The sequence below is a fragment of the Thermosulfurimonas sp. genome (assembly GCF_015491435.1).
Taxonomy (GTDB): domain Bacteria; phylum Desulfobacterota; class Thermodesulfobacteria; order Thermodesulfobacteriales; family Thermodesulfobacteriaceae; genus Thermosulfurimonas_A.
In genome coordinates this window covers 1-6,289 of record NZ_WFVX01000122.1, presented here as the reverse complement: position 1 = coordinate 6,289, position 6,289 = coordinate 1, and the positions used below count along the sequence as shown (strand labels likewise).

6 protein-coding genes and 1 pseudogene are annotated in these 6,289 nt (G+C 61.6%); all 7 read left to right on the top strand.

The genetic code is table 11. The features are described 5' to 3' along the window. Positions 1 to 472 (top strand): 2-C-methyl-D-erythritol 2,4-cyclodiphosphate synthase (gene ispF / locus F8J34_RS05600; protein ID WP_297057026.1); only part of this gene is annotated, 472 nt, incomplete at its 5' end. A gap of 10 nt (positions 473 to 482) precedes the next feature. Further along, entirely contained in the window at positions 483 to 2,285 is a 1,803-nt protein-coding gene (gene uvrC / locus F8J34_RS05595) for an excinuclease ABC subunit UvrC (protein WP_297057025.1), read from the top strand. 52 nt (positions 2,286 to 2,337) lie between these two features. Next, positions 2,338 to 3,768, top strand: coding sequence for an Asp-tRNA(Asn)/Glu-tRNA(Gln) amidotransferase subunit GatB (gene gatB, locus F8J34_RS05590; RefSeq protein ID WP_297057024.1), 1,431 nt, complete (start codon positions 2,338 to 2,340; stop codon positions 3,766 to 3,768). After that, positions 3,765 to 4,220: a nucleotidyltransferase domain-containing protein gene (locus F8J34_RS05585; RefSeq protein WP_297057023.1), complete on the top strand. Its 456-nt coding sequence runs from the start codon at positions 3,765 to 3,767 to the stop codon at positions 4,218 to 4,220. Before gatB ends, F8J34_RS05585 begins: the two co-directional genes overlap by 4 nt. Positions 4,221 to 4,310: 90 nt before the next feature. Beyond that, positions 4,311 to 5,363 carry an S-methyl-5-thioribose-1-phosphate isomerase gene (gene mtnA / locus F8J34_RS05580; RefSeq protein ID WP_363315425.1) on the top strand — a complete coding sequence of 351 codons (1,053 nt, stop codon included), beginning with the start codon at positions 4,311 to 4,313 and terminating at the stop codon, positions 5,361 to 5,363. After that, a complete protein-coding gene (locus F8J34_RS05575) occupies positions 5,344 to 5,985 on the top strand; it encodes a redox-sensing transcriptional repressor Rex (RefSeq protein ID WP_297057021.1) in 642 nt (213 codons plus the stop codon). The genes mtnA and F8J34_RS05575 overlap by 20 nt, the downstream gene beginning before the upstream one ends. Beyond that, a pseudogene (locus F8J34_RS05570) lies at positions 5,969 to 6,289 on the top strand (GTPase ObgE); the annotation flags it as partial. The gene F8J34_RS05575 and the pseudogene F8J34_RS05570, both read left to right, overlap by 17 nt.

Genomic DNA, 6,289 nt, shown 5'->3' with positions numbered 1-6,289 from the left:
GGTAGGATTGGGGTTCGATTCTCACCGGCTGGTTTCGGGAAGAAGGCTCCTCCTCTGCGGGGTGGAGATCCCGCACGAAAAAGGCCTTCTCGGACACTCCGATGCCGATGTCGCGCTTCACGCCCTCTGCGACGCCATCCTCGGAGCCGCAGGGCTCCCGGACCTGGGGGCTCTCTTTCCGGACACCGATCCCCGCTTCCAGGGCGCCGAAAGTACCCTCTTCCTGCGCGAAGTCTTAAGACTCATTCGGGAGAAAGGGCTTTCCGTCTATCAGGTGGATCTGGTGCTCGTCCTTTCCGAACCGAAGATCGCTCCCCATCGGGAACACCTGCGGGAGAATCTCTCCCGTCTCCTTGAGATCCCGGTTTCCCGGGTGGGGCTTAAGGCCAAGACCCCGGAGGGCCTTCCCCTTTCCGCGAAGGAGACCATCGTGGCCTGGGCCGTGGCCGTGCTCCGCGAATCTCCCTCCTGAGGGCCTTTCCATGGAACTTAGCCCGGAAAGGTTGCGGGAAATCCCCGAGGCTCCGGGGGTTTACCTCTTCAAGGACCCCCGGGGGGAGGTGCTCTATGTGGGAAAGGCCAAGAACCTGCGCCGTAGGCTTGCCTCCTATCTCACCCCGACCACGCCCAAAGTGCGCCAGATGCTCCTTCGCGCCGCGGACCTTGAGACCTTCATCACCCGCAACGAAAAGGAGGCCCTGATCCTTGAAGCCAATCTGATCAAAAAACACCGCCCCCGCTACAACGTGATCCTGCGCGACGACAAGGCCTATCCCCTCCTGCGCATCTCCCTTGCGGATAAGTTTCCACGCCTCATGGTGGTGCGGAGAAGACGCAAAGGGGACAAAGCCCTTTACTTCGGGCCCTATCCTTCGGCCGGGGCCCTGCGCCAGACGGTAAAGCTTCTTACCCGGTTCTTTCCCCTCCGGCGCTGTTCCAACGCAGAGATGGCCCGTCGCACCCGCCCCTGTCTCTATTACGAGATCGGAAAGTGTGCGGCCCCCTGCACCGGGCGTGTGAAGCCCGAGGATTATCGCAAGATCGTTGAGGGAGCGGTGGCCTTCCTTGAGGGCCGGGCCGGAGACCTTCTTTCCCGTCTCCGGAAGGAAATGGAAGAAGCGGCGGAGCGCCTGGAATTTGAACGCGCGGCGCGCCTCCGCGACCGCATCCGGGCTTTAGAAAGGATCCTTGAGGCCCAGGCCGCGGTGCTTCCGGAGGAAAAAGACCTTGACGCCTTTGCCCTCTCGGAACGACAGGGCAAGATCTCCGGAGCCGTGCTTTTCGTGCGCCGGGGAAAGCTCCTGGGACACAAGATATTTCATCTTCGCGGAAGCCCGGAAAACGACCTCTGGGGGACCCTTCTCAAGCAGTTTTACGACGAGGGCAAGGTGATCCCGGAGGAGGTCCTTCTTCCGGAAAGGCCCGCCGAGGCCGAGGTGATCGAGGCCTGGCTTTCGGAACTCCGGGGGGCACCGGTGCGCATAAGGACCCCGGAGGAAGAGTCGCTATTGCGGCTCCTGGAGATGGCCCGGCGCAACGCCGAGGAGGCCCTGCGGGCCCGGCTCCGCGGTGAGAGCACCTGGGAAGAACTTTCCCGGGAGATGGCTCGGGTCTTAAGGCTTCCCGCACCTCCAAGGAGGGTTGAGGCCGTTGACCTTTCAAGCCTCCGCGGAACGGCCCCGGTAGGGGCCACGGTGGCCTTCCTGGAAGGGGAGCCGGAAAAGGACCGCTACCGGCGCTACCACATACGCACCCTATCCGGCACCCCGGACGACTACGCCATGCTGCGCGAAGTCCTTGAAAGGCGCCTCAAGCGGGGGCTTGAGGAGGGCGATCTTCCGGATCTTTTAGTTATCGACGGGGGAAAAGGACACCTTTCCACCGCCGAGGAGGTGCTTCGGGATCTTGATCTTTCGGGAAAGGTAGGGCTCTGTGCCATTGCCAAGGAAAGGGAGGACGAGGGGGAGAAGGTCTATATCCCGGGCCGGAAGAACCCCTTGAGGCTTTCCCGTCACGGGGAGGTGCTGCGCTTTCTCATGCGGGTGCGAGATGAGGTGCATCGCTTCGTGCTTTCCTTTCACCGCAGGGCCCGCGAGACCGAGGCCCTCTCCTCCTTCCTGGACGGCATCCCCGGGATCGGCCCCAAGAGAAAGCGCGAACTCCTCCGGCACTTTTCCTCGCCGGAGGAGATCCTTTCCGCCGGGGAGGAAAGGATCGCCCGGCTTCCGGGTTTCAACCACTCCGTGGCCCGGAGCCTTATGGAACACCTGAGGTCCCGCGGTTGACCGGGAAAGCCACCGGGGCTAAGCTTTGTGAAAAGTTTCCGGAGGCCGAGCCATGGAATTTGAGGCCGTAATCGGGCTTGAGGTCCACACCCAGCTCCTTACCGAAAGCAAGATCTTCTGCGGGTGTTCGGCCAAGTTCGGGGCCGAGCCCAATCATCACGCCTGCCCGGTCTGCACCGGGATGCCCGGAAGCCTTCCGGTGTTAAACCGCCGGGTGGTGGATTTCGCCTTAAGACTCGCCCTTGCCGTAGGGGCCAGGATCAATCCGGTCTGTGTCTTTGCCCGGAAACATTATTTCTATCCCGATCTTCCCAAAAACTACCAGATCTCGCAGTACGAGGCCCCCCTGGCCGAGGGCGGGGCCATCGAGATCGAGGTTAACGGAAAGAGGAAGAAGATCGGACTGGTGCGCATTCACATGGAGGAGGATGCCGGGAAACTGGTTCACGACGAGGCCCGTCCGGTCTCCTATGTGGACTTCAACCGCACCGGGGTCCCGCTCCTTGAGATCGTAAGCCAGCCCGATATCCGCAGCCCCGAGGAGGCCGTGGCTTACTTAAAGAAGCTCCGCACCATCGTGCGTTATCTCGGGATCTGCGACGGAAACATGGAGGAAGGGAGTCTGCGCTGCGACGCCAATGTCTCGGTAAGGCCCAAGGGCTCAGAGGAATTCGGAGTCAAGGTGGAGCTCAAGAACATGAATTCCTTTCGCCATGTGGAGCGGGCCCTGCGTTATGAGATCAAGCGCCAGATCGGGCTTCTTCTTGAGGGAAAGCCGGTGGTGCAGGAGACCCGGCTCTTTGACGAGGCCACCGGCACCACGCACTCCATGCGCGGAAAGGAAGAGGCCCACGACTACCGCTACTTTCCGGACCCGGACCTGGTCCCGGTAAGGATTAATGAGGCCTGGATCGAAAGGATCCGGGCCGAGCTTCCCGAGCTTCCGGATGTAAAGAGGGAGCGTTTCATGCGGGAATACGGCCTTCCGGCCTATGATGCGGAGATCCTCACCGCCTCAAGGCCCCTTGCCGAATTCTTTGAGGAGTGCGTGAAACTCTTCCCTCAGCCCAAGAAGGTCTCTAACTGGATCATGACTGAGGTCTTAAGGGAGCTTAACCGCGAGGGGAAAGAGATAGACGAAACGGGGCTTAAGCCCGAACACGTGGCCGAACTTCTCAGGTTGGTTGAGGAAGGGGTGATCTCCATCACCGCGGCCAAAAAGATCTTTCCCGAGGTCTATGCCACCGGGGCTGATCCGCGAAAACTGGTGGAGGAAAAGGGCCTCAAGCAGGAAAGCGATGAGGCGGCCCTTGAGGCCGTGTGCCGGGAGGTGCTTTCCGAAAACCCCGCCGAGGTGGAAAAGTATAAGGCCGGAAAGAAAGGGGTGCTCGGCTTTTTCGTGGGGCAGGTCATGAGAAAGACCCGGGGCAAGGCCAACCCCAAACTGGTAAACCAGATCCTTACGAGGCTCCTTGAGGAATGAGCCGGGAAGAGATCATGGAAAGACTCCGGGCCTATTTTGAGCCGCGGGAGCGCTTCCGGATGGTGATCCTTTTCGGTTCCGTGGCCCGCGGGGACATCAAGCGGGAAAGCGATGTGGATCTTGCGGTGCTTGCCGAACCCGCCCTTTCCTTAAGGGAGCTTCTACGTCTCATGGGCGAGCTTGAGGAGCTCTGCGGAAGAAGGGTGGATGTGGTTCAGCTTCCGGATCTCTGCGAGGATAAACCCGCGGTGGCCTTTGAGATTACCCGGGAGGGGGTGCCCCTCAAGATCGTTGACCGGGAGGAATGGCTTCGCCTGCGGGAAAGGATCTGGCACCATTATTTTGATACGGAGTATCTGCGGAGATTAAACTGGCGTTATTTTAAGGAGGCCCTGCGGAAGCGTCGTGCGGGAGCATCTTCTGCGCTTACACAACAACCTCAGGCGGCTTGAAAGGTTAAGGGCCGGCCCCATCGGAGAGGTGGGGTTGGAAATAATGGAGGGGTATTTTTCGTGAAGGTCTTTCAGCCCGAAAATCCGGATATCATTTGTGCCTGGCGGTGGACGGAGCGGGGACTTTATCTCCTGGACCAGAGGCTTCTTCCGCAGAGGGAAAGATACATCCTCTGTCGCACCTGGCAGGAGGTGCGCCGGGCCATTCGGGAGATGGTGGTCCGCGGGGCCCCGGCCATCGGGATCACCGCGGCCATCGGCCTGGTGCTGGGGGCCGAAAGGCTCAGGGTTCACACCCGGCGGGCCTTTCTTTCCGGATTAAGACGCATAGCCCGGGGACTTTCCCGGGCTCGGCCCACGGCGGTAAATCTTTTCTGGGCCCTTCGCCGCATGGTGCACCGGGCCGAGGCCGAAACCGACGCCGGGCCGAAGGAACTTATCGAAATCCTCCGGGCCGAGGCCCTTGCCATCTGGGAGGAGGACCTTTCGGCCTGCAGACAGATGGGGCGTCTCGGGGCGGAGCTTCTGCCGGAAGAGGGCACAGTGCTTACCCACTGTAACGCCGGGGCGCTGGCCACCGGGGGCTACGGCACGGCGCTCGGGGTGATCCGGGCGGCGGTGGAGGCCGGAAAGAGGCTCTCGGTCCTGGCCGACGAGACCCGGCCCTATCTTCAGGGGGCCCGGCTTACGGCCTGGGAATTAAAAAAGGCCCGGATCCCGGTCTCCGTGATTCCGGATGCCGCGGCGGGTTTTCTTATGGCCCGGGGGAGGGTCCAGGCCGTGATCGTGGGGGCGGATCGCATAGCGGCAAACGGCGATACCGCCAACAAGATCGGGACCTACAGCCTTGCGGTGCTGGCCCGGGAGAACGGAATCCCCTTTTACGTGGCTGCCCCGACCTCTACCTTGGATCTCGCCTGTCCCTCCGGGGAGCACATCCCTATCGAGGAAAGATCTTCCGAGGAGGTTCATTTTTGCGCCGGAAAGCGCATTACCCCCCGGGGCGTTTCGGCGGTAAATCCGGCCTTTGATGTGACGCCGGCCTCGCTCATCACCGCCATCATCACCGAAAAGGGGGTCCTCCATCCCCCTTATTCCCAAAATATTCCGGCGGTACTCTCCGGTGAAACTCAAGCTTCCTGAGATCACCGTTTATCGTCTGGCCCTCTATTTGAGGGTGCTGGAGAGGCTTTCCCGGGAGGGACGTGAGCTGGTGCGCAGCGAGGAGCTGGCCCGGCTCTGCGGGGTCTCCCCGGCCCAGCTCCGCAAGGACTTAAGCTTCGTGGGCACCTTCGGGGTGCGGGGGGTGGGGTATCAGGTCCGTTCCCTGGAGAGGGAACTCAAACGCATCCTGGGGCGCGACCGCATCTGGCACCTGGCCCTTGCCGGTCTCAACGAACTGGGCAAGGCCCTCCTGGCCGAAAGAAGGCTTCAGGAGAAGGGGTTCCGGTTCGTGGCCGCCTTCGACTGGCGGGAGGAATGGATCGGAAAGGTCATTCACGAGGTCTATGTGTATTCCCTGGAGCAAATGCCTTATCTGGTCAAGGAATCGGAGATCGAGATCGGGGTCATCACCCTGGCCGGGGAGAAGGCCCGGGAGATGGTCCAGGCCCTTTCCCGGTCCGGGATCAGGGCCATCCTCAATCTGGGCCCCGAACCCCTTGAAAACCCCCGTCCTGACCTCATCTTTCGTCATGCGGACCTCACCCTATCCTTTGATCTGGTGAGTTTCGCCCTGAGTTCGGGTTATGGCTCGGTTCGTTGATCAGGTAAAGATTCATGTAAAGGCCGGGGACGGGGGGCACGGTTGCGTGAGCTTCCGCCGGGAGAAGTATGTGCCCCGCGGGGGTCCCGACGGAGGCGACGGCGGCCGGGGCGGGGATGTCATCCTGGTGGCGGATCCCCAGCTTCACACCCTTTACGATTTCTATCACCGGGTGCATTTTCGGGCCGAAAACGGCCGCCCGGGTATGGGCAAGAAGATGACCGGCCGCGACGGGGAGGACCTCATCCTGCGGGTTCCGGTGGGCACGGTGGTACGCGACGCCGAAACCGGGGAGGTACTGGGC

What these genes read in the sequence shown, in the direction of transcription:
- F8J34_RS05585 (WP_297057023.1), top strand. Translation starts at nt 3,765, where the DNA reads ATGAGCCGGGAAGAGATCATGGAAAGACTCCGGGCCTATTTTGAGCCG.
- uvrC (WP_297057025.1), top strand. Translation starts at nt 483, where the DNA reads ATGGAACTTAGCCCGGAAAGGTTGCGGGAAATCCCCGAGGCTCCGGGG.
- gatB (WP_297057024.1), top strand. Translation starts at nt 2,338, where the DNA reads ATGGAATTTGAGGCCGTAATCGGGCTTGAGGTCCACACCCAGCTCCTT.